This is a genomic window from Arthrobacter sp. 10N410 (genome assembly GCF_056394945.1).
Genome location: NZ_JBFTIP010000007.1, coordinates 49,159 through 71,585, shown reverse-complemented (window position 1 = coordinate 71,585; position 22,427 = coordinate 49,159). Strand labels below are relative to the sequence as shown.

Below are 22,427 nucleotides of genomic sequence, written 5' to 3'. Positions count from 1 at the left end.
CGGACACATTCCGGTAACTGGTCTAGACCGGCTGGGCGGCCTGGCGCCCCCGGGACAGCAGGGAGCAGGCCTTCTTCAGGTCCTCTTCGGCCTCGAAGAGCGAGAGCCGGCGGCAGCGGACGGACTGCACCAGGCCGGTGACGGTGAGCAGCAGGACCCGCGAGACGGCGGGGTCGCCGCTGACCGCGGTCACTGCTTTCTCCGCCGTCGCGTCAATGTCCCGCAGCAGGCGGGTGGTGTCCGTGTCCTTCGCGTAGACCGCGCGGGTCAGGCATTGCTCCACTGCAGGCTGCATGAGGCGCATGTGGAAGATTTCCATCACCGCGCCCACCAGGGCGTGCACCGGCACCCTGGTCCCCGCCGGCCATTCGCCAAGGTGCAGCTCGCCGAGCTGCTTGCGGTACAGGGCCAGCATCAGCTGCGCCGAGGAGGGGAAATAGCGGTACAGGGTGCCCAGCGGTACGTCCGCCCTGGCTGCCACCTCGGAGAGAACCACGGAGTCGAGTCCCTTGCGGGCAAAGCCGGCTGCGACGTCGAGGATCCGCGCATAGCGCAGGCGCTGCCGGGGCAGGGTGGGCGGCGGGGCCATTGGTGGAAGATCTGAAGGAAATTCAGGCATCAGCAGCGTTCCGGGGTCGTTTTTCTCGGCAGCCGGGAGGGTTAGTCCACAGCACTGCCTCGGCGATCCCGTCCACTATACGGCACGGTGTGGGGCCGTTTGCCAGTCACACGGACCCCCGGAACGCCTAGTCCACGCCCTTGATCTTGACCACGAAGACAGCGCCGAGCAGGCCGATCACCGCGGCCGCGACGTACAGCGAAACGTACCCTCCCCAGAGCGCCACGAAGGGGTAGGCGATAAGCGGCGCGATCACCTGCGGCAGCGAATTGGCGATGTTGATGACCCCCAGGTCCTTGCCTCGGTTCAGCGCCGTCGGCAGCACCTCGGTAATCAGGGCGAAGTCCACGGCGAGGTAGGAGCCGAAGCCGATGCCCAGCACCGAGGCGCCGATCAGCGCCCCCGGCCAGGTCGGTGCGAAGGCGAGGATCAGCGCGGCCGCCGCGATGACGGCCGAGGAGAGGATAACGAGCGGCTTGCGCCGGCCCATCCGGTCACTGAGCCGGCCGCCGATCACACTCGTGATGATCACCATGACCGCGTACAGGCCGGTGAGGATCAGGACGCCGAACTCCGCCTCGATGCCCTGCGTCTGGGGCAGGCGCACGGCGTCGGTGAGGAAGAACAGCAGGTACAGCGTCACCATGTGGTTGCCGATGTTCACGAGCAGGCGGGTGAGCCAGGCCCAGGCGAAATCCGGGTATCGGGCCGGGGAGATCCAGAAACTCCTGGCAAATTCGCCCAGCTTGAACGGCGGGCGGCCGTGCCGCGGCAGCGCGACGTCGTCGTTCTGGAAGAAATACAGTCCGACGCCGGCCAGCAGCGCCACGGCGCAGAACGCGTAGCCGAGCGCGAAGTTGCCGGAGACGACGGCGGCGATCACGGCGCCGATCAGGATGCCCACGGTCTGGCCCATTGCGGCGAGCCCGCCCACGGTGCCGCGCTGCGGTACCGGCACCCGGTCCGGGATGGCGGCGGTGATGGCGGCGTAGGCTCCGTTGCAGCCGGCCTGCACGAGGCACCAGAGAATGGTCATGACGGCGACATTCGGGGCGCCGGCGAGCGCCGTGAGGGCGGCCGCGCCAAGAATGGCACCGAAGAGGACCCACGGCACGCGGCGGCCGCGGCGCGCAACCGTCCGGTCGCTCAAGGCGCCGAACAACGGGTTGGCCACGAGCGAGACGGCCGCCCCCGCCCCGGTCACGAGGGCCAGGATTGCCTCCTTTTCGCCCTCGTTGAAGGCCGCCGCCTGCTGGCCGAGCAGCACCTGCAGCGGGCCGAAGAAGGCCGCATTAATGCCCACGTTGACCAAGACCACACCCGCCGTCCAGACCGGGCGGACACGGCGTTCCGGCTCGGCAAGGGCCGGTGCCGCGGCATTGGACAGGCTCATGTGGTTCCCCCCGGAACTGGTGACTGAAGCTGATGATCAGTGTGGGCCCAGACTATCGTGGGCAGCAACGCCCACCACCTATTCACCCAGCCAAGGAGAACCAGTGCCAGACCAGCCCTCAAATCCCGTCAACACCGCCGACCTCTACGACGAGCGTGGCGAGGAGCTGGACTCCATCTCCTTGCAGTTCCAGTCGCTCGGCGGCCACACCCACTTCAGCGGACCGGTCCGGACCATCCGCTGCTTCGAGGACAACGCCCTGGTCAAGGCCATGCTGGGCACGCCGGGCAACGGCGCCGTCCTGGTGGTCGACGGCGGCGGCTCGCTGCGCACCGCGCTGATGGGGGATTTGATCGCGGCGAGCGCCGTGGAGAACGGCTGGGCCGGCGTCGTGATCAACGGTGCCATCCGGGACCGGGTGGCGGTCGCCGGCCTGCCGCTCGGGGTTAAGGCGCTCGGCAGCAACCCGCGCAAGAGCGCCAAGGCAGGCGCCGGGGAGGCCGACGTCGAGCTGGACATCGACGGCGTCGCCGTCCGGCCCGGCCAGCTGATCTGGTGCGACCCGGACGGCATCCTGCTGGAACGCTGAGCGGGTGGGCGGGAACTGGACGGCAACGCCCAAGGAGCCGGTGCGGGCGGGAACAAAGCAGGCCCTAAGATAGTTACTGAAAGCAACCTTCCTGCTTGACCCCAAAAAACTTCCCCTTGGAGCGGTTATGTCCAAAACCACGTCCTCACACCTGCCCGGAGAGGTCTTGACGCACCGTCAGACCATCACCGTCATGGTGGGCCTCATGCTCGGCATGTTCCTGTCCTCCCTGGACCAGACGATCGTGTCCACGTCGATCTACACCATCGCCAACGACCTGGACGGCCTCTCGCTGCAGGCCTGGGCAACGACGGCGTACCTGATCACCTCCACCGTCAGCACGCCGCTTTACGGCAAGCTCAGCGACATCTTCGGACGGCGGCCGCTCTACCTCGCCGCGATCCTGATCTTCCTGGCCGGCTCGCTCTACGCCGGCTCGGTCCACTCGATGACCGAGCTCGCGATCGCCCGCGGCATCCAGGGCATGGGCGCCGGCGGCCTGCTGGCCCTCGCGCTGACCATCATCGGCGACATCGTGGCGCTGAAGGACCGCGCCAAGTTCCAGGGCTACTTCATGTCCGTCTTCGGCATCTCCTCCGTGCTGGGCCCGGTGATCGGCGGCGCCTTTGCCGGTTCCGCCAACATCCTGGGCTTTGACGGCTGGCGCTGGGTCTTCTTCATCAACATCCCGATCGGCCTGGCCGCCCTCGCCGTCGTCTTCCTTTACCTGCACCTGCCGGCCAAGCACCTGAAGCAGAAGATCGACTACTGGGGCGCCGCCGCCATCACCCTGGCGATCGTGCCGTTGCTGCTCGTCGCCGAACAGGGCCGGACCTGGGGCTGGAGCTCCACCGGGGCCTTCCTCTGCTACGGACTCGGCATCATCGGCATCGTCGCGTTCCTGTTGGCCGAGAAGCGCGCCGGCGACTACGCCCTGATCCCCCTCCGGCTGTTCCAGAACATCACCTTCGGGCTCTCCTCGCTGCTGAACTTCATCATCGGCGTCGGCATGTTCGGTGCGATCGCGATGCTGCCGATGTACCTCCAGCTGGTCAAGGGCCTCACCCCCACCGAGGCCGGGCTCATGATGATCACCTTCACGGTGGGCATCCTCACCGGGTCCATCACGGCCGGCCGGACCATTTCGGCGTCCGGCACCTACCGGATCTTCCCGATCCTGGGCACCGCCGTGTTGACCGCGGCCGCCGTCGTTATGGGACTCTCGCTGGGCGTGGATACGCCGCTCTGGGTCCCCGGCGCGATTGCTGTGTTCTTTGGCCTGGGCCTGGGCTTCTGCATGCAGCCGCTCACCCTCGCCATGCAGGTCTCCGTTCCGGCCAAGGACATGGGCGTGGGCACCTCCTCCGCCGCGTTCTTCCGCTCCATGGGCGGTGCCGTGGGGACCGCGGTGTTCATCTCGATGCTGTTCAGCCTCGCAGCGGACAAGATCGCCACCGGCATGAAAGCCGCCGCGCAGAACGCGGACTACCTCAAAGTGCTCAAGGACCCGGCCGTTGCCGCCGACCCCGCGAACGCCAAGCTTTACGAGTTCTTCAAGAACGGCGCCAGCAACGACTCGCTGAACGACACAAGCTGGCTGCACACCGCGAACGCCAGCCTGACCCGGCCGATCACCGAAGGATTCGCCCAGTCGATCGACGCCGTCATGCTCACCGCCGCCGTGCTCACCGGCATCGCCTTCCTGATCAGCTTCGCGCTGCCGAACAAAAAGCTCACGGACCCGAAGGCCGCCGCCAAGGAGGCAGTCCCCGCGCACTAGGGCACACGCCGCAGCACGTCAGGGCAGGCAGTCTTTTGGACTGCCTGCCCACGCTTTTGGCCGCCGGGACGCGGCCTTCCAGGTCCGCCGACGTCGAAAGTGGGTCCGGCGTGACGCCGCAGGTGGGCCGCGCGGCGCATCTCCTCCGGAATTGTAAGCTTGCTCTCATTTTCCCGTCCTGTGACGTGCATCGCGGCATCCCCGGTGTCAGACTGGGTAGCTGCGGCGTGAGCCGCTGACCACGAATTGCCGAGGGAGCCACATGACCACCACCCAAGACCAGACCGTCGCCAAGATCCCCAAGCGGGTCATTTGGCTGGCCGTGGCGGGCGCCGTTGGCGGCTTCCTCTTCGGCTTCGATTCCTCGGTTGTCAACGGCGCAGTCGACGCCATCAAGGAAGAATTCGCGCTCAGCGAGGCCGTGACCGGGTTCGCCGTCGCCGTCGCCCTGCTTGGCTGCGCGGCCGGCGCCTACCTGGCCGGCAAGGTCGCGGACCGTTACGGCCGCATCCCCGCCATGAAGCTCGGCGCGCTGCTGTTCCTGGTCAGCGCTTTCGGCACCGGCTTCGCGTTCGGCGTCTGGGACCTGATCTTCTGGCGCCTCGTCGGGGGCCTGGGAATCGGCCTCGCCTCGGTGATCGCCCCGGCCTACATCTCCGAGATTTCACCCCGCCACGTGCGCGGCCGGCTGGCGTCGCTGCAGCAGCTCGCCATCACCACCGGTATCTTCGCGGCGCTGCTCTCCGACGCCGTGTTCGCCAACTTCGCCGGCGGCGCCGACCAGAACCTGTGGTTCGGCATCGAGGCCTGGCGCTGGATGTTCATTGCCGGCGCCGTCCCGGCCGTCGTCTACGGCTGGATCGCCTTCACGCTTCCCGAATCGCCGCGGTTCCTCGTGTTCAAGGGCAAGGACGAGGACGCCCTCAAGGTCTTCGAATCCATCGCGCCGGACGAGGACACCGACCGCCACCTGCGTGACATCAAGAAGGCCATCGAGGAGGACAAGCTCGCCGGCCAGAAGGGCTCCCTGCGCGGCAAGGCGCTTGGCCTGCAGCCGGTGGTGTGGATCGGCATCATCCTGTCGGTGCTGCAGCAGTTCGTCGGCATCAACGTGATCTTCTACTACTCCACGACGCTCTGGAAAGCTGTGGGCTTCCAGGAGAAGGACTCGCTCACGATTTCCGTGGCGACCGCGATCACCAACATCCTGGTCACCCTGGTCGCCATCGCACTGGTGGACCGGATCGGCCGCCGCCCCATCATGCTGGCGGGTTCCATCGGCATGGCCGTCTCGCTGGCGACCATGGCCTTCGCCTTCGGATCCGCCACCGGATCCGGCGATGCGATCACGCTCCCGGGCGCCTGGGGCCCAGCCGCCCTGGTGGCCGCCAACGTCTTCGTGATCAGCTTCGGCGCCTCCTGGGGCCCGCTGGTCTGGGTGCTGCTGGGTGAAATCTTCCCGTCCCGGATCCGCGCCCGCGCCCTGGGCCTGGCCGCGGCCGCCCAGTGGATCGCGAACTTCGCCATCACGCTGAGCTTCCCCGTGATGGCGGCAGCCTCGCTGCCGCTGACCTACGCCATGTACGCCTTGTTCGCGGCGGCGTCGTTCTTCTTCGTGATGTTCAAGGTGCCGGAAACCAACGGCATGGCGCTGGAGCACGCGGAGACGCTGTTCGTGCCGAAGGGTTCCGCCAAGAAGTAGCCCCCGCGGCATTGCACGAACAAAAAGTTGAGGCCCATGTTCCGCGGAACATGGGCCTCAACTGTAGGTCCGGCGGGTTAGACCAGGTGCGGCTCGTGCGTGCTCAGGTACCGCCGCCCGCCGAGGACCACCGCGATCGCCAGCGCCATGGCGACCGCCGCGGCGAAGAACGGAACCTGGGGCCCGAAGTGTTCACCCAGCTGCGCCGCGGCGAACGGCGCCAGTGCGCCGCCCATCCAGCGCACGAAGTTGTACCCGGCCGAGGCCACGGGCCGCGGCGAGTCGGAGACGCCCATGGCCAGCTCGGTGTAGATCGTGTTGTTGATCCCCAGCAGGGCGCCGGAGGCCACCACGAGGACGACGACGGCGGGCACCGAGTGCCCCGCGGCCAGGCCGAGGCCGGCCAGGTCCAGGAGCAGCAGCGCCAGCGTGCCGCTCAGCACGCGGACAGCCCCGAAGCGCCGCTGCAGCGCGGGGGCGACAAACACCGAGAAGACGGCGACGGCGACACCCCAGCCGAAGAACACGCCGCCGATACCGTAGGCGTCCATCCCCAGGATGAACGGGGTGAAGGCGAGGATGGTGAAGAAGCCGTAGTTGTAGAACAGCCCGCTGGCCGCCGTCGTCCGCAGGCCCTTATGGCCCAGCGCCAGCAGCGGGTCCCGGAGCCGGACCTTCCGTTCCGGCAGCGGGGTCTTGGGCAGCAGGGCGATCAAGGCGATGAAGGCCGAGGCCATCAGGACGGCGGTGCCGAAGAACGGGGCCCGCCACTGCCACCCACCGAGCAGGGCGCCCAGCAGCGGGCCGAGTGAAATGCCCAGACCCAGCGCCGCCTCGTAGAGGATGATGGCGGTCCCGGCGCCGCCGCTGGCGACGCCGACGATCACGGCCAGGGCGGTGGCGACGAAGAGGGCATTGCCCAGCCCCCAGCCGGCACGGAAGCCGACTAGTTCGGTCACGCTGCCGGAGAGGCCGGACAGCGAGGCGAACACCACGATGATGGCGAGGCCGGCCAGCAGCGTGCGCTTGCCGCCGATCCGGGAGGAGACGAAGCCGGTGATCAGCATGGCGATGGCGGTGACCATGAAGTAGCTGGTGAACAGCAGGGACACCTGGCTGGGGGTGGCGTCAAGGTTCTTTGCGATGGCGGGCAGGATGGGATCCACCAGCCCGATTCCCATGAACGCGAACACCGCCGCCAGGGCCGTGGCCCAGACCGCCTTGGGCTGCTTGAGTAGCGAGGCTTTTTCGGCCTCAAGGGTTGATGTTGCTTCCGGCGCGGGGGCCGTGAGCTGGCCGTCCATGGAGGGCGCTCCTAAGGTTGTGGGTTCTTGCTGTCGTTGTTCCTGGCAGGCAGTGGCCTGGCTGTCAGGGCTGCAGGCTCTCGTTGATCTTGCCGATCACCGGGATGGCGGCCGCGAGGGCCTGCCGTTCCGCATCGGTGAGTGAGCCGAGGATCCCTGCCATGACCGCGTTGCGGCGGGCGTTGGCCGATTCGACGGCGGCGTGGCCCTCGGCGGTGAGCTTGACGCGGACGGCCCGGGAGTCGGCCGGATCCGCCTCACGCCGGACCAGCCCGGCCCGTTCGAGCTTGATGATCTGCTCGGTGGCGCTGGGAACCTTGACCCCGAGGTTGCGGGCAATCTCACCCACCCGCACGCCGTTGGCCCCGGCGCTGTCTTGGGCGCTGTCTTCGGAGCTGTCCAGCAGCATCTTGAGAGTGCTGAGCTGGGCAGAGCTGAGTTCGCCGTCGGCGTCCAAGCGCCGGACCAGGTAGATGCTGTGGCGCAGGGCTTCCCGGAAATCCCGGGAGAGGACGAGCAGGCCGGGATCCGGCAGCGGGTGTTCACTCATACTTAGGGAGCCTAACAGTTAGGCGCCCTAAGAGTCAATGGTGCCGCTGCCGCCGGCACGGCCGCTAAAGCAGCAGCTTCATGCCCTCATGGCTGGCCGCGAACCCCAGCCGCTCGTAGAATCGGTGCGCCGCTGTCCGCGACTTATCCGTTGTGAGTTGCACCAGGGAACAGCCACGCCGCCGCGACTCCCCGAGCGCCCACTGCACCATCGCGGCGCCGACGCCCTGGCCCCGCAGTTCGCCGGCGACCCGCACGGCCTCGAGCTGGGCACGCCACGACCCGCGCCGGGACAGCCCGGGCAGGAAGCTGAGCTGGAAGGTCGCCACCACCCCGGGCCCGGCGCCGCGCTCCGGTGTCAGTTCCCCCACCAGCAGCAGGTGGGCCGGATCGGCGTCGATCGCGTCGAAGGCAGTCTGGTACGGCGCCAGATCCGCAGCATCCTCGCGCGAGGAGCCCAGCTGGTCGTCGGCGAGCAGCCGGAGAATGGCGGGCAGGTCCGCGCGGGCGGCGGGGCGCAGCCGGAACGTCCCGCCGTCGACGCCGAATGTTAGCAGGGCGGCCTGGTCCGCCGAATTTGTAGTCACCCGCCCAGCTTGCCATGACGCAACGATGAAACGTTCGGCAGGGGGCCCGGCCTTCGAAGCTGTACCTTAGAAAGGCTGATTTGTAACCGCCGTCACCAATGCGGCGGACCACACGAAGGATTGTTGACATGCCCGAACAGACAACCGCGGAGCAGAGAACTGCCTCCAGCCGGGACACCGAGCCCCACCTTGCACGCTCGTTGAGCAACCGGCACATCCAGCTCCTGGCCATCGGCGGCGCCATTGGCACCGGCCTCTTCATGGGCTCCGGCAAGACCATTTCCGTGGCCGGACCGTCCGTGATCTTCGTGTACATGATCATCGGCTTCATGCTGTTCTTCGTCATGCGCGCCATGGGCCAGCTGCTGCTGTCCAACCTGAACTACAAGTCCTTCAGCGACTTCGCCGGCGACCTGCTGGGCCCCTGGGCCGGGTTCTTCACCGGCTGGACCTACTGGTTCTGCTGGGTGGTCACCGGGGTGGCGGACGTGATCGCGATTGCCGGCTACGCCGAGCAGCTCTGGCCCGGCATCCAGCTGTGGGTCCCGGGGATCGCGACCATCATCATCCTGCTCCTGCTGAACCTTCCGACCGTCAAGGCCTTCGGTGAGACGGAATTCTGGTTCGCCCTGATCAAGATCGTGGCCATCGTGGCGCTGATCGCTGTGGGCCTGGTTATGATCTTCACCGGCTTCCATTCCAACGCCGGCACCGCGGGCTTCAGTAACCTGTGGAGCCATGGCGGCCTGTTCCCCAAGGAGTTCATGGGCTTCGTGGCCGGTTTCCAGATCGCTGTTTTCGCCTTCGTGGGCATCGAGCTGGTGGGTACCGCCGCGGCCGAAACCAAGAACCCGGAGCACAACCTGCCCCGCGCCATCAACGCGATCCCGCTGCGCGTCATGCTGTTCTACGTCGGCGCCCTCATCATCTTGATGTCCGTCACCCCGTGGACCGGCTTCAAGGCGGGCCAGAGCCCGTTCATCGCCATGTTCTCCCTCGCCGGGCTCGGCATGGCCGCCACGGTGGTGAACCTCGTGGTGCTGACTTCCGCGATGTCCTCGGCCAACTCCGGCATCTACTCCACCTCCCGGATGGTCTACGGCCTGGCCAACGACGGCGACGCCCCCAGGCTCTTCGGCCGCCTCTCCAGCCGCAAGGTCCCGCAGAACGCGCTGTTCCTGTCCTGCGTGCTGCTGCTGGCCGGCGTCGCGCTGCTGTATGCGGGCAAGGACGTGGGCGTGGCCTTCGACATGGTCACCACCGTGTCCGCCGTCTGCTTCATGTTTGTCTGGAGCATCATCCTGGCCAGCTACCTCGTGTTCCGGAAGCGCCGGCCGGAACTCCACGCGGCCTCGACGTTCAAGATGCCCGGCGGCATTCCCATGGTGTGGGTCGTGTTTGCGTTCTTCGCGTTCCTGGTCTGGGCGCTGACCACGCAGCCGGACACCCTTGTGGCCCTGCTGGTCACGCCGCTCTGGTTCGCGGTCCTGGGTGCCGCGTTCGCCGTCGTCCGCCGCTCGCCGCTGCACCAGGCGCGCGTGGCCGAATGGAAGGCGATGGCCGACGGCGAAACCGCCGCCGCCAGCCGCGTCTGACGCTTCGGCAGCTCCTGCCGGTCCTGCCGGGCCTGCCGGGCCTGGGGCGACGCCCGCGCAGATCCACGGCCTAAACGACGGGCCCTCCCTCACCTGGTGTGAGGGAGGGCCCGTTGTTTTTCCGCGAAAGGTGAGGAAGCGTCCGGCTAGACGGCGGCCTTGGCTTCCTCGACGAGGGCACAGACGGCCGGGAACAGCGGATGCCCCGAGTCCAGGCCGGTGATCTTCGTCGTGGCGTCCTCCGGGGTGGAGGAGTTCAGGATCTGCGCCAGCTCCACGGCCTCGGCGTCGGCCGGGTCGTTGAAGCGCAGCGCGGCGGCGATTGCACCAAGCAGTGCCTCGGGGACAATCCCGCGCTCGGCCAACTCCGCAGCGGGACCGATGAAGCGCTCGTGCCGGCTGAGCTTGCGCAGCGGTGCCCGCCCCACCCGGTTCACGGTGTCCGGAAGGTGCGGGTTGGAGAACCGGCCGAGGATCTTCTGCACGTAGGCTTCCTGCTCCTCGCGGTTGAAGCCGTGCTTGGCCACCAGCAGTTCCTTGGTCTCGTCGAGCACTGCGCGCACATCGGCGGCGACGTCCTGGTCCGCCATGGCCTCGGAGATCTTGGACAGCCCGGCTTCGAAGCCGAAGTACGCGGCCGAGGCGTGCCCGGTGTTCACGGTGAAGAGCTTCCGCTCGATGTAGGGCGCCAGGTCGTCCACGAAGGTCGCCCCCGGAATGGCTGGTTCCTTCCCCGCGAACGGGGTCCGGTCGATGACCCACTCATAGAACGTCTCCACTGTGACGTCCAGGCCCTGCCCGGCCTCCTGGTTGGGCACGATCCGGTCCACCGCCGTGTTGGCGAACACGGCGGCGGCATCCAGCGAACCGGCGGCCGGATCCCATTGGGCGGAAATTTCGGACTTCAGGATGTCGGTCGCGTTGATCGCGTTCTCGCACGCCATCACCTGCAGCGGCGCCAGCCCGGCCGGCCGGGCCGCGATCCCCTTGGCGATCACGGGTGCCACGAACTTGAGGATGTGCGGGCCCACCGCGGTGGTGACGATGTCCGCCGTCGCGATTTCCGCGACGACGTCGGCTTCCTGGGTGCCGGAGTTCAGCGCGCGGAAGTTGTCCACCGTGCGCACGGCCGGGCTGTCCCCCACCTCGTGGACCTGGTAGCTGTCCGCCGCGGCGAGCTGGGTGATGAGGGCATCCGCGACATCCGCGAACACCACCTCATACCCGGCCTCGTGCAGCAGCAGTCCGACGAATCCACGGCCGATGTTTCCGGCTCCGAAATGAACAGCCTTCACTAGGAATTTACCTTTCCGAACAGGTCGAGCACTTCGTCGACGGTGGTGGCCGCCTCCAGCTGCGCGACCTGTGCCTTGTTGGTGAAGACCTTGGCGATCGAGGAGAGGATCTGGAGGTGCTCGTTGTTGATGCCGGCGACGCCGACGACGAACTTGACCTCTTTGCCGTTCCAGTCGATGCCGTTCGGGTAGCGGATCACCGAGACCGCGGACTTCATGATGTGGTCCTTGGCGGCGTTGGTGCCGTGCGGGATCGCGAGGTAGCTGCCCATGTAGGTCGAGACGGATTCCTCGCGCTCATGCATGGCGTCCAGGTAGCCGGCGTCGACGGCGCCGCGGTCCAGCAGCAGCCGGCCCGCCTCGTCGATCGCAGCGTCACGGGTGGTTGCCGTGCCGCTGAGGATCACGCTGTCGGCCACCAGGATGCCGGACGGCCCGGCTTCGGGCTCCGCTTCCGGAGCGGATGCCGTTGCCACGGCCGCACCCGTTCCCGCACCCGCCATCGCACCGGAGGCGTCGGCCGGCGCGTTGCTGGTCCGGACCAGCTCTACGATCTCGTCGTACCGCGGCGAGTTCATGAAGTTGTCCACCGAGACGTGGACGGCGCCGGACGTCGCGGGCTTGGCCCGTTCGGTCAGGTCCTGGTGCGTGATGACGACATCATAGGTGTCGCTCAGGTTCGCGATCGCGGAGTTGGTGACCTTGACATCCGGGTAGCCGGCGGCCTTGATCTTGTTGCGGAGCACCGAGGCGCCCATGGCGCTCGAGCCCATGCCGGCGTCGCAAGCGAAGACGATGTTCTTGACCGGACCGGCCAGCACCGCGACGCCGCCGGCGCCCGCACCGCCGCCCACGAGGGCGGAGGAGACGGAGCTCTTCTTGCCCTTCATGGCTTCCATCCGGGTGGTCGCGGCGCCAAGTTCGTCACCCTCGACGTCCTTGCTGGACTTGAGGATGACGGAGGCAATCAGGAAGGACACGGTCGCGGCCAGCAGCACGGACAAGGCCACGCCGAAGTAGCTGTCCGGCGGGGTCGCGGCGAAGACCGCGAGGATGCTTCCCGGGGCGGCCGGGGAGCGCAGGCCCGCACCGGTCAGGACGAGGGTGAAGATGCCGGTCATGCCGCCGCCGATCGCGGCGAGGATGATGATCGGCTTCATCAGCACGTACGGGAAGTAGATTTCGTGGATGCCGCCGACGAACTGGATCAGGGCGGCGCCGGGGGCCGAAGCCTTGGCCATGCCCTTGCCGAAGATCATGTAAGCGAGCAGGACGCCCACGCCCGGGCCGGGATTGGCCTCAAGCAGGAACAGGATGGACTTGCCCTGGGCGAGCGCCTGTTCGGTGCCCAGCGGGGTCAGGATCCCGTGGTTCACGGCGTTGTTCAGGAACAATACCTTCGCGGGCTCGATGAAGATGCTCGTGAAGGGCAGCAGGCCGTTGTTGACCAGGAACTCGACGACGGCGCTGGCGCCGTTGCTGAAGGCCTTCACCACCGGGCCGATCACCAGCATGCCGAAGATGGCCATGACGGCGGCGACGATGCCCGCGGTGAAGTTGTCGATCAGCATCTCGAAGCCGGGCTTGACCTTGTTCTCCCAGAGGCTTTCGATCTTCTCCATGATCCACGCCGTCAGCGGCCCCATGATCATGGCGCCGATGAACATCGGGATGTCCGTTCCGACGATCACGCCCATGGTGGCCGCCGCGCCGACCACGCCGCCGCGCACGCCGTAGACCATGCGGCCGCCGGTGTAGCCGATCAGGAGCGGCAGCAGGTAGGTGATCATCGGGCCGACCAGCTTGGCCAGGTCGGCGTTGGGGGTGAAGCCCGCCGGGATGAAGAAGGCGGTAATGATGCCCCAGGCGATGAAGGCGCCGATGTTGGGCATGATCATTCCGGACAGGAAGGTGCCAAATTTCTGCACACCGACCCTGATACTGGTCCGGGGTTTCGCAACGGTCTCTGTTGCCATGTGATTTCCTAACCGTGATTCCTGCTGCACCGCAGGATTGTCCGATATTTTCGACGAGCTAGCTGGTGGAACTGGTGGAGATCCGGTGGAGCCATTCGAGAAAGAGCTTGAGTTCAGAGCTGGACAGCTGGTCCGAGTGCGAGGCCTGCAGCGCCGCATTCAGGGCGATGGCCGCTACCACTACCGGGGACTTCCCGGAGTCTTCCGGCCCGGCTTGCCGGGCCTGTTCCGTGGAGACCGCGAAGATCATCGCGTCGCGGGTCATGGCGGAGAGCTCGAGGTTGCGCTCCGGTGCCTTCTCCGTGATCAGCATGAGGGTCACGCCCACGTTCGCAGCCAGGATGCTCCTCGCCGCCTCCCGGGGCGGGACGTTGAGCTGGCCGGCGACCGCGGCCTTGTTCAGCATTTCCTCCATGAGCGCCTCGGCGTCAGCCACAACGGCGGGACGGCTCTCGGGGCGGATGTTGCCGAACATGACGAGGTACAGTTCCGGCTGCTTCAGCCCGAATTGCACGTGCTGGTCCCACATCCGCCGGATGTCCTCCAGCGGCTGCCCGGACGGAGCGAAGTCTCGCTCGCCGGCCACGTACTCCTCGAATCCTGCCGCCACAACGGCGTCGAACAGCCCCTCCTTGTCACCGAAGTGGTGATACAGGGTGGGGGCAGTCACCCCCGCCAGCTGCGTGATCTGGCGCGTGGAAACCGCGGCTCCCCCGGACTTGGCCAGCAATCCCGCAGCTGCACGCAGCAGCCGGATTTTGGGCGGCAGCTGGCCTTCGATACTCATAACCGCTACCCTAGCACCTATAGCAACGCTATATGAAGTGCATCACATACACTTTTTTCAGGTACCGCAAGTTGCCGGTTGACGTAGTGGACAGCCGCAGGAAATCTAGGATCTAGCGGTTCAGTGGCGGCACCTGGACTGACTTACTGGCTCACGGCAGAGAATGAGGACTTTCAGTGCAGAACTTCCAAGGAGTAGGCGTCAGCCCCGGCCGGATCATCGGCACCATCCGGCAGATGCCGAAGCCGGTCAGTGAGCCGCCGGCGGGCGAACAGCTTCCGGCCGGCGTCTCCGCCGAGGAGGCCACAGCGGCCCTGAAGGCGGCGGCGAAGGCCGTGCACGACGAGCTCAAGGCGCGGTCCGAGACGGTCAGCGGCGACGGCAAGGCCGTGCTGGAGGCCACCGCGCTGATGGCGACCGACACCATGCTGCTGAAGTCCGCCGCCAAGCTGATTGGCCGCGGGACCTCCAACCAGCGCGCCATCTGGGAAGCCGGCGCGTCCGTCTCGGAGATGCTGCACAACCTCGGCGGCTACATGGCCGAGCGGGCCACCGACGTCCTGGACGTGCGGGCGCGGATCGTGGCCGAGCTGCGTGGCGTGCCCGCCCCGGGCATCCCCTCCGCCGCCACCCCGTTCATCCTGATTGCGGAGGACCTGGCGCCGGCGGACACGGCCACGCTCGATCCCGAAAAGGTGCTCGCACTGCTGACCGCCGGCGGCGGCCCGCAGTCGCACACCGCGATCATCGCCCGCTCCCTCGGCCTGCCCGCCGTCGTCGCTGCCGCCGGCGTCGACGCCTTGCCGGACGGCACAGAGGTCTACGTCGACGGGGCCGCCGGGACCATCACGGCTGAACCGGACGACGCCCAGCGCGCCGCCGCGGAGCATTGGGCCGCGACCGCATCGCTATTGGCGGACTTTGACGGTACCGGTGCGACGGCGGACGGCCACCTCGTGCCGCTCTTGGCCAACGTGGGCGGGGCGAAGGATGCCGTGGCCGCGGCCGGGCTCAACGCCCAGGGCGTGGGCCTGTTCCGGACCGAGTTCTGCTTCCTCGAACGGGATACCGAACCCACCGTGGAGGAGCAGTCCGCCGCCTACAAGGGCGTCTTCGACGCCTTCCCCGGCAAGAAGGTGGTGCTCCGCACCCTCGACGCCGGCGCGGACAAGCCGCTCCCGTTCCTGACCGACGCCACCGAGCCCAACCCGGCCCTTGGCGTCCGCGGTTACCGGACCGACTTCACCACCCCGGGAGTGCTGGAACGCCAGTTGCAGGCCATCGCCCTGGCGGAGCAGGAATCCGAGGCGGACGTCTGGGTGATGGCACCGATGATTTCGACGGCGGAGGAAGCCGCACGATTCGCGTCCCTGTGCGCTGCCGCCGGGATCAAGACCCCCGGCGTCATGGTGGAGGTGCCGTCCGCGGCGCTGACCGCGGAGGCCATCCTGCGGGAAGTGTCTTTCGCGAGCCTGGGCACCAACGACCTGACCCAGTACGCCATGGCCGCGGACCGGCAGCTGGGCCCGCTCGCCGCGCTGAACACCCCGTGGCAGCCGGCCGTGCTCCGGCTCGTGGGCCTGACGGTCGAAGGTTCCGCCGCCGAAGGCCACGGCAAACCGGTGGGCGTCTGCGGTGAGGCCGCGGCGGATCCTGCCCTCGCCGTCGTGCTGACCGGGCTGGGCGTCACGACCCTGTCGATGACGGCGCGTTCCATCGCGGCCGTGGCAGCGGTGCTGAAGACCGTGACCCTGGCCGAGGCGCAGGAGCTGGCCAAGCTGGCACTTTCCGCCCCGAGCGCCACAGAGGCGCGCGCCTGGGTCCGGGCCAAGCTGCCGGTGCTGGAAGAACTGGGTCTGTAACCGGAGCGTGAGCCCGCACCCGGGGCGCTAGGATGCACTCCATGACACTGATTGCTCCCCGGGTGACCGCCGGGCTCCCGGCCGAGGACGCACAAAAACTCCAGTACGCGCTCAACGGCAGCAACGACATCACGGTCTTCGTCGACGGCACCGTGCACCGCCTGCCGCCCGCGGCAAGGGACGCCGTCGTCGACCTGCTGGGCCGCTTCAGCCGGGGCGAGTCGGTCACCGTCAGCAGCGTGGAGGAGATGCTGACCACGTCGAAGGCGGCGGAGCTGGCGGGCATCTCGCACACGTACCTGCGGAACATGACGGACCGCGGCGAGATCCCGGTCGAGTACCGCGGCACGCACCGGCGGATCCGGCTGGCCGACATCATGGCGTGGCTGGAGACGCAAAAGAAGAAAACCGCCGCGGAAAATGCGGCACCCGAGGCCGTCGGCGACTCAGCTGACAGCAATGACAGCGGCGGCGCGGATGCTTCGTGACGGCGTGATAAGGATCAAACAACGATCCCGTCCCGGCGCGGAAACGCGGCAGAGGCCGGGGTTACGCTTGAATTGTGGGTAAGTTCAGAGGGTGGCACATCCTGGCCGGCATCGCCGCCATGGTGCTCACCGGCATCCTCGGAACGGTGATGGGGCTGAACAACACCGCGGCGTTCATGGCCAGCTGCGTCGCGTTCGTGGCCGTCGCCCTGTGGATGGACAGCCGGATATCGCGCCGGAGGCGCACAGCGCGGGAGACTGCGCCCGATGCGCTTCGGGAGGCGGCGCGGCCGCTGGCCTCCCGCCCAGACAGCGAGCAGGACTCCGCCCTCCGCGACGACCGCTAGCCGGGGCAGCCTAGATCCTTGGCCTTTGGGCCCAGCGCCGCGCCTTCAGCGCCGCGTGCAGTTCCAGCCGGACCATTCCCTTGAGCGGGTCGACGCCCAGCACCTGGCGGATCCTGCCGAGCCGGTTGTAGATGCTGCTCCGGTGCAGGTGCAGCTTGGCCGCCACCTCCTGGACCGAACTGTCGTTATCGTAGAAAAGCTCCAGCACCGGCAGCAGTTCACCGTTCCGGTCGTGGTCCTCCAGCATCCGGAAGTACACCGAGCCCGCATCCGCCCAGGCTCCGGCCCCGCCGCCGGCCGAGGCCAGCAACTGGTAGAGACCGGTGGCACGGCAGTCCACCAGCTCGCCCAGCTGGGGGTCCACGGCCGCGGCCTGCGCCGCCTGCCGGGACTGCCGGTACGCCTCGGCCAGTTCCCGCGGCCGGGAGAAGCCCTCGGAGGTGCCGAGGATGATCCGGCGGACCGGTCGGCCCGCGCGCTTGGCCAGTTCCAGCTGGTAGTGGACCAGCACCTGGGCGTGGTTGGCCCGTCCGGTGGATTCCTTGAACAGCACGACGGCGTGTGTCTCGGTCCCCGCGCTGAACAGTGCCGCGTCCACACCGATGGTGGCCTGCAGCGCGGCGGACCTGTGGATCAGTGTGGAGGCGATCGGGTCCGAACCCTCCGCCCAGCCGTCGGCGTCGAGGACGGTCACCAGCTGCCACGGCCCGCGGCCCTGCACTTCCTTCCAGCCCGCGACGGCGGCGACGGCGTTCGCCTCGCCCCGGCAGGCGGCGAGGAACTCCTGTTCGCGCCGGCGGCGGAACTCGGATTCGGCAGTGTTCGAGTCCAGCAGCAGGGCGGAGAGCTCCTCCAGCTCGCGCGCCACCTCCGGCAACTGGGCCAGGACGGTGCCCGCGGTGGGCTCCGCGGCGTCGAGCTGGACCCAGAGGTAGCCCACCCGGAATCCGCGGACCAGCAACGGGACACAGACGCGCCCCAGCATGCCCAGTTCCTCGTTGGCCGGCACGACGACGGGCCGCACCGCCGTCGCGATGCCGTGCGAGAGCTGCCAGGCGCTGACGTCCGCCGCGACGCGCTTGCTGAGCAGGAAGTTCACCCGGACCCGGTCCGCGTGCGACTGGTTGGAGCTGTAGGCGAGCAGGACGCCGTCGAGGTCTTCGAGCGAGAGCCCGCGCCCGAGCCGCTGGGCCACCCGCTCCACGAGCTGCTCTACGTCCTGCTGCTGCATGCTGCCACATTACTGCCCCGCGGGTCCCGGAGCCGAACGGAACGGCGACGAACAAGAGGCGACACCTGACGTTTCCTGACTCGACAGTTGTCGAGCCGAGCTTTTGGAAATTCCCGGAAACACGCGGTTGCGGCGTGGGGCGGGACCGGCGGCCCTGTCGCCTGCCTCACAGCCGGTTCTATTCTGGAATCACGACTTCCCCCGCACACCCGGCCCGCGCGGCCACCACCACTGGAGCCCAAAAATGATCATCGGCGTCCCCAAAGAGATCAAGAACAACGAATTCCGCGTCGCCATCACGGCCGCCGGCGTGCACGAATTCCGCCACCACGGCCACACCGTCCTGGTCGAGCGCGGCGCAGGCCTGGGCTCCGGCATCACGGACGAGGAATACGCCATTGCCGGTGCCGAGATCGTCGCCGAAGCGGACGACGTGTGGTCCCGCGCCGACATGGTCATGAAGGTCAAGGAGCCGGTCAAGGCCGAATACCACCGGTTCCGCAAGGGCCTGATCCTCTTCACCTACCTGCACCTGGCCGCCGAGCCGGAACTGACGCAGGAGCTCATCAACTCCGGCGTCACCGCCATCGCCTACGAGACCGTGCAGGAAGGCCGTACGCTGCCGCTGCTGGCCCCGATGTCCGAGGTTGCCGGCCGCCTGTCCGTGCAGGTCGGCGCCACCTCGCTGATGGCTCCGGCCGGCGGCAAGGGCGTGCTGCTCGGCGGCGTCCCGGGCGTCCGCCCGGCCAAGGTCGTAGTCCTGGGCGCCGGCGTGGCCGGCACCAACGCCGCCGCCATGGCCCTGGGCCTCGGCGCCGACGTCACCATCCTGGATATCAACATCAACCGGCTGCGCGAACTCGACGCCCAGTACCAGGGCCGCCTGAAGACGGTCGCCTCCAACGCCTACGAGATCGAGAAGTCCGTGGTCGACGCCGACCTCGTGATCGGTTCCGTGCTGATCCCCGGCGCCAAGGCCCCGAAGCTGGTCACCAACGAGCTCGTCTCCCGGATGAAGCCCGGCTCCGTGCTGGTGGACATCGCCGTGGACCAGGGCGGCTGCTTCGAGGACACGCACCCCACCACGCACCAGGAACCGACGTACAAGGTCCACAACACGATCTTCTACTGCGTCGCCAACATGCCCGGCGCCGTGCCGAACACCTCCACCTACGCCCTGACCAACGTCACGCTGCGCTACGCGGTTTCGCTGGCCAACCTGGGCGTCAAGGCCGCATTTGAGCGCGACGCCGCCCTCGCTGCCGGCCTCAACATCGCCGCCGGCCAGGTTGCGCACCGCTCGGTCTCCGAGGCGCACAACCTGCCCCTGGTCGCGGACTGGCACGAGCTGGTCTCCGCGTAAGTTCCACCGGCATCGGCTGCTCCGTGAACGCCCTTTTGGACCCCCCAAACGGCGTTATCGGAGCAGTCGATGGGTGTTTAAACGAGCTCCCGGGCCTGTTCGATCAGCCGCAGCACTTCGACGGCGTCGGCGGGATCCACCGGGAGCGGCAGAGCCGAGGACGTGCCGCCGTCGATGATTTTCTCGGCGAGGATCCGGTAAAACTCCGGGTACGCGCCGCGTTCGGTGGGCAGGCGGTCCAGGTGGCCGTCGCGGCCCAACAGGCCGGCCCACTCGCGGTCCTCCACGCCGTAGGCTGCGTCGAGCGGACTCCCGCCGGCGGCGAGATAAGGCTCCTGCGGGTCCACGCCGTGTTTGGTGAAGCCGCCGTCGCTGCCCAACAGGCGGTAGCGCGGCCCCTGCTGGGCGCACAGCAGGTTCATCGAGAGGTGGCTCGTCACCCCGGAATCATGCCGCAGGGCCACGAAAACGTCGTCGTCCGCCCGTTCCCCGGGCCGCCGGGCCGCCAGTTCCGCGTGGATCACGGCGGCAGGGCCGAAGAGCGCGAGCGCCTGGTCCAGCAGGTGCGTGCCGAGGTCGAACAGCACCCCGCCGCCGTCGTCGGGGGTGGCCGCCGCCTTCCACGCTTTCGTGACCTTCGGCGCCCAGCGCTCGAAGCGTGATTCGAAGCGAGTGACCGTGCCCAGGACGCCGCTCTCCAGCAGGGCGCGCACGGTCAGGAAATCGCCGTCCCAGCGCCGGTTCTGGAAGGCGGTGAGTACGCGGCCCAGCCGTGCGGCCAGGTCCATCAGCTCCCGGCCCTCGGCGCTGCGCACCGTGAAGGGCTTGTCAACGACGACGTCGAGGCCCGCCTCCAGCGCGGCTTTGGCCAGCGGGTAGTGGGTGGCCGGCGGAGTCCCCAGCACCAGCAGGTCCAGCCCGCCGGCGAGTTCGAGGACGGCGGCCGGGGTATCGACGACCCTGGCCGCCGGGTAGGCCGCGGCGGCCGTCGCCTTCCGGCCCGCGTCGGAGGTGGCAATGACGTCGAGGGAAAAAGCCGGGTTGGCCGCGATCAGCGGCGCATGGAACACGCTGCCGGAGAGGCCGAAGCCGGCGACTGCGGTGCGGACGGGCGGGGAGGAAGGTGCCATGCGTCCACGTTACCCGCCCGCCCGGGGCTCCCTCAGGCCCGGCAACAACGCAGGCGACCCTCCCCCGCAGAGTGGGGAGGGTCGCCTGGATTGCTGCCCTAGGTGAGGGAGCGTCGGAAGGGAAGGCTTACTTCTGCCAGCCGACGAGGCTCCAGTCCGGGGTCTGGAACAGGGACGCGCCATAGTTGGCAAGGCCCGTGCGTGCGAAGTAGATCTGCGGGCCGTTCATGATGACGCCCATGGAGAAGTACTTCGCCATGTGCTTCTTCTCGACCTCCATGGCGGCCTTGTTGCGCTGGGCATCGTCCTGGATGGAAGCGAGGTCCTTGATTTCCTTGTCCAGTTCGGCGTCGCCGAGCTGGTTTTCGTTGGTCTTGGAATCGTAGAACTGCTTCACACCCGAGGTCGCGTCCGAGCCCACGGTGTAGCCGCTGATGGTGAGCTGGAAGTCGCGGCTGCCCACAACCTTGCCGAAGTCGGCGTCGCCGCGCTGGTCGATGCCGACGTCCATGCCGGCGGCCTGGAGCTGCTTCTGCAGGGTCTGCACGGTGGCGAGCGAGGTGGGGTCGTCACCGAAGTTGGTGATCTTGAAGGAGACGGGCTTTCCGGCCTTCTCCATGATGCCCTTGGCGTTGGGGGCGTAGCCGGCCTCGGTCAGGGCCTTCTTCGCCGCGTCGGCGCCAACATCCTTGACCGGGTAGTTGTCCTGGTAGTACTTGGAGAACGGCATCAGCATCATCGATCCTGAGCTTTCCTCTTCCCAGTTCAAGCCACCGAAGCGCACGGCGCGGATGGCCGGGCGGTCGACGGCGGTGAAGATCGCCTTGCGGACGGCGACGTCGGTCAGCGGGGCCTTCAGGGCGTTGAGGTTCAGGCCGCCGGCGAACAGACGCTGGCCGCGGCGGACCTCGGAGTTCTTGGAGCCTTCGAGCTGCTTGTACTTGGTCAGCGTGCGGCCGTCAGCCATGTCGATCTCGCCGTTCTTGAACGCTGCAATCTCGGCGCTGGCCTCGAGCTGGCGGAAGACCACCTTTTCCAGAACCGGCTTTTCGCCCCACCAGTTGTCGTTCGGGACCATGGTGACGGTCTTCGCCGCGGAGTCGAACTTGTCGACCTTGAACGGGCCGGCCATCCACTCGGGGTGCATCTGGCCGGAGAACCCGGTGTTGAAGAGCTCCGGCGTGTTGACGGTCTGCGGGATGAAGCCGCCGAAGATGTCGCTCAGCGGGTAGACCGGCTGGGTGGTGGTGGCAATGACTTCCTTGTCGCTGCTGCCGGCCTTGACGGAGTCGATGAACTCGTAGGCACCGGACGAGACAATGTCGATGTCCTTGTTCTTGCCGTTGAGCATCTTCCAGGTGTTGACGAAGGTAGCGGCGTTGATGGGGGTGCCATCGTTGTACACGGCCTTCGGGTTGATCTTGATGGTGATGGTCTGCTTGCCATCCTTGACCTCACTCTTGAAGTCTTCGCAGAAGTTCTTGTTCAGGTTCGCGGTGCCGTCGAAGTCGAGCTTCCAGCAGCCCACGTAACCGGCTTCGTCGATCGGGTAGTGCAGCTCGGTGTTGTCCGCGGAGTTACCCGCATTGGAGAAGCCGTTGAAGTCCGGGCCGATGTTGCCGACCGGCAGGGTCACGGTGCCGCCCTGCTTCAGTTCGTCGGCCTTCTTGGCGTTGACGCTGACGAGCTTGTTGAGGTCGCCGTTGGCGTCCTGGGCCTTGGCGCTCTCGGCGGTCGTGGTGGCGCCGCCTCCGCCGCATCCGGTCAGCGCGAGGGCTGCCACTACGGCGGCCACCCCGCCGATCTTGGTCAGATTCTTCATAATGATCC

The 22,427-nt window shown here is 67.7% G+C and carries 19 protein-coding genes; 8 read left to right on the top strand and 11 right to left on the bottom strand.

The genetic code is table 11. The features are described from left to right. Positions 1-22: 22 nt before the first annotated feature. Together AC1DB8_RS14415 and AC1DB8_RS14410 are read right to left on the bottom strand one after the other, a co-directional pair. Positions 23-619 carry a TetR/AcrR family transcriptional regulator gene (locus AC1DB8_RS14415; RefSeq protein ID WP_441419250.1) on the bottom strand — a complete coding sequence of 199 codons (597 nt, stop codon included), beginning with the start codon at positions 617-619 and terminating at the stop codon, positions 23-25. Between the two features lie 127 nt (positions 620-746). Beyond that, a complete protein-coding gene (locus AC1DB8_RS14410; protein WP_441419249.1) occupies positions 747-2,012 on the bottom strand; it encodes an MFS transporter in 1,266 nt (421 codons plus the stop codon). 103 nt (positions 2,013-2,115) lie between these two features. Between AC1DB8_RS14410 and rraA the strand changes: the two genes are divergently transcribed. From rraA to AC1DB8_RS14395, 3 genes are all read left to right on the top strand, one after another. Further along, entirely contained in the window at positions 2,116-2,601 is a 486-nt protein-coding gene (gene rraA, locus AC1DB8_RS14405) for a ribonuclease E activity regulator RraA (RefSeq protein ID WP_441419248.1), read from the top strand. Between the two features lie 127 nt (positions 2,602-2,728). Then, on the top strand, positions 2,729-4,381 hold the full coding sequence (locus tag AC1DB8_RS14400; RefSeq protein ID WP_476893408.1) for an MDR family MFS transporter: 1,653 nt from the start codon (positions 2,729-2,731) through the stop codon (positions 4,379-4,381). 262 nt (positions 4,382-4,643) lie between these two features. Beyond that, on the top strand, positions 4,644-6,083 hold the full coding sequence (locus tag AC1DB8_RS14395; protein ID WP_441419246.1) for a sugar porter family MFS transporter: 1,440 nt from the start codon (positions 4,644-4,646) through the stop codon (positions 6,081-6,083). A 77-nt stretch (positions 6,084-6,160) separates the two neighbouring features. On the opposite strand, the gene AC1DB8_RS14390 is transcribed toward AC1DB8_RS14395, so the two are convergent. The 3 genes from AC1DB8_RS14390 to AC1DB8_RS14380 all read right to left on the bottom strand — a co-directional run bounded on the left by AC1DB8_RS14390 (position 6,161) and on the right by AC1DB8_RS14380 (position 8,523). Further along, the gene (locus tag AC1DB8_RS14390; RefSeq protein ID WP_476893407.1) at positions 6,161-7,387 is read right to left on the bottom strand and encodes an MFS transporter; all 1,227 of its coding nucleotides are present in this window, start codon (positions 7,385-7,387) and stop codon (positions 6,161-6,163) included. Positions 7,388-7,451: 64 nt separating this feature from the next. Next, positions 7,452-7,937 (bottom strand): MarR family winged helix-turn-helix transcriptional regulator, encoded by a 486-nt coding sequence (locus AC1DB8_RS14385; protein WP_476893406.1) that lies wholly within the window; start codon positions 7,935-7,937, stop codon positions 7,452-7,454. Between the two features lie 64 nt (positions 7,938-8,001). Continuing rightward, positions 8,002-8,523 carry an N-acetyltransferase family protein gene (locus tag AC1DB8_RS14380; protein ID WP_476893405.1) on the bottom strand — a complete coding sequence of 174 codons (522 nt, stop codon included), beginning with the start codon at positions 8,521-8,523 and terminating at the stop codon, positions 8,002-8,004. Between the two features lie 128 nt (positions 8,524-8,651). Between AC1DB8_RS14380 and AC1DB8_RS14375 the strand changes: the two genes are divergently transcribed. After that, positions 8,652-10,118, top strand: coding sequence for an amino acid permease (locus AC1DB8_RS14375; RefSeq protein WP_441419242.1), 1,467 nt, complete (start codon positions 8,652-8,654; stop codon positions 10,116-10,118). A gap of 146 nt (positions 10,119-10,264) precedes the next feature. Here AC1DB8_RS14375 and AC1DB8_RS14370 read toward each other — a convergent pair whose 3' ends face one another. From AC1DB8_RS14370 to AC1DB8_RS14360, 3 genes are read right to left on the bottom strand one after another with little or no spacing between them, the layout of a single operon-like run. Beyond that, complete coding sequence (locus AC1DB8_RS14370; protein WP_441419241.1) at positions 10,265-11,413, bottom strand: mannitol-1-phosphate 5-dehydrogenase; 1,149 nt, start codon at positions 11,411-11,413, stop codon at positions 10,265-10,267. Further along, a complete protein-coding gene (locus tag AC1DB8_RS14365) occupies positions 11,413-13,389 on the bottom strand; it encodes a PTS mannitol transporter subunit IICBA (protein WP_476893404.1) in 1,977 nt (658 codons plus the stop codon). Before AC1DB8_RS14365 ends, AC1DB8_RS14370 begins: the two co-directional genes overlap by 1 nt. A gap of 58 nt (positions 13,390-13,447) precedes the next feature. Further along, positions 13,448-14,176 (bottom strand): TetR/AcrR family transcriptional regulator, encoded by a 729-nt coding sequence (locus tag AC1DB8_RS14360; protein ID WP_441419239.1) that lies wholly within the window; start codon positions 14,174-14,176, stop codon positions 13,448-13,450. Positions 14,177-14,352: 176 nt separating this feature from the next. Between AC1DB8_RS14360 and ptsP the strand changes: the two genes are divergently transcribed. The 3 genes from ptsP to AC1DB8_RS14345 all read left to right on the top strand — a co-directional run bounded on the left by ptsP (position 14,353) and on the right by AC1DB8_RS14345 (position 16,873). Further along, positions 14,353-16,038 (top strand): phosphoenolpyruvate--protein phosphotransferase, encoded by a 1,686-nt coding sequence (ptsP, locus tag AC1DB8_RS14355; RefSeq protein ID WP_476893403.1) that lies wholly within the window; start codon positions 14,353-14,355, stop codon positions 16,036-16,038. A 41-nt stretch (positions 16,039-16,079) separates the two neighbouring features. Then, positions 16,080-16,526 (top strand): helix-turn-helix domain-containing protein, encoded by a 447-nt coding sequence (locus tag AC1DB8_RS14350; RefSeq protein WP_476893402.1) that lies wholly within the window; start codon positions 16,080-16,082, stop codon positions 16,524-16,526. Between the two features lie 74 nt (positions 16,527-16,600). After that, complete coding sequence (locus AC1DB8_RS14345; RefSeq protein ID WP_441419236.1) at positions 16,601-16,873, top strand: hypothetical protein; 273 nt, start codon at positions 16,601-16,603, stop codon at positions 16,871-16,873. Positions 16,874-16,883: 10 nt separating this feature from the next. Here the strand turns inward: AC1DB8_RS14345 and AC1DB8_RS14340 are convergent, their stop codons facing one another. Beyond that, the gene (locus AC1DB8_RS14340) at positions 16,884-18,104 is read right to left on the bottom strand and encodes a PucR family transcriptional regulator (protein WP_441419235.1); all 1,221 of its coding nucleotides are present in this window, start codon (positions 18,102-18,104) and stop codon (positions 16,884-16,886) included. 244 nt (positions 18,105-18,348) lie between these two features. Here AC1DB8_RS14340 and ald point away from each other — a divergent pair, with 244 nt between their 5' ends. Next, positions 18,349-19,467: an alanine dehydrogenase gene (gene ald / locus AC1DB8_RS14335; RefSeq protein ID WP_441419234.1), complete on the top strand. Its 1,119-nt coding sequence runs from the start codon at positions 18,349-18,351 to the stop codon at positions 19,465-19,467. Between the two features lie 77 nt (positions 19,468-19,544). Here ald and AC1DB8_RS14330 read toward each other — a convergent pair whose 3' ends face one another. Both AC1DB8_RS14330 and AC1DB8_RS14325 read right to left on the bottom strand, forming a co-directional pair. After that, the gene (locus tag AC1DB8_RS14330) at positions 19,545-20,597 is read right to left on the bottom strand and encodes a Gfo/Idh/MocA family protein (RefSeq protein ID WP_476893401.1); all 1,053 of its coding nucleotides are present in this window, start codon (positions 20,595-20,597) and stop codon (positions 19,545-19,547) included. Between the two features lie 127 nt (positions 20,598-20,724). Next, a complete protein-coding gene (locus AC1DB8_RS14325; RefSeq protein ID WP_476893400.1) occupies positions 20,725-22,419 on the bottom strand; it encodes an ABC transporter family substrate-binding protein in 1,695 nt (564 codons plus the stop codon). Positions 22,420-22,427 lie beyond the last annotated feature (8 nt).